The sequence below is a fragment of the uncultured Paracoccus sp. genome, from assembly GCF_947496875.1.
Classification (GTDB): domain Bacteria; phylum Pseudomonadota; class Alphaproteobacteria; order Rhodobacterales; family Rhodobacteraceae; genus Paracoccus.
The window spans coordinates 1-434 of record NZ_CANMEH010000088.1; the positions used below are offsets into that span (position 1 = coordinate 1).

The 434-nt window shown below is 65.7% G+C and carries 1 pseudogene; it reads right to left on the bottom strand.

The features are described 5' to 3' along the window. Positions 1 to 108: 108 nt before the first annotated feature. Positions 109 to 434: pseudogene (locus Q0938_RS19225) on the bottom strand (hypothetical protein); the annotation flags it as partial.

Sequence of the window (434 nt, forward strand, 5' to 3'; positions counted from 1 at the left end):
CGTCAATTGAGATGGCGAGCACGCCCTGATCGCGCCAGCCTTCCCGTTTAACACGGTCCGGGTCACGTCGCTCACCGCCATAGCCTGGAGGATGCCAGCGCATGGTCTTCATGCACTCCCCTCCCGGCTGGCTCGCGCCATTGCCTCGCGCGCCTGCTGGGCCCGGCGTCGGTCGCGATCGTTGTCGAGATCGATCCGGCTGAGGCCGGTCTCGCGATCGACATGACTGCCTTCGCCGTGGCGCGCCCAGGCGATCAGGGTGTTGGCGATCCTGCCCTGCATCTGCAGCAGGGCACTCTGCGTAGAGGTGGCAATCAGGGGGGCGAGGTATCTCGTCAGGAACGGCAGCCAGTCAGTCGGGTTCAGGATGACGACCTGCTCGACGAGGCCGAGGGGGTCCTCGATCAGGACAAGGATGCCGTTCATCTCGCTCG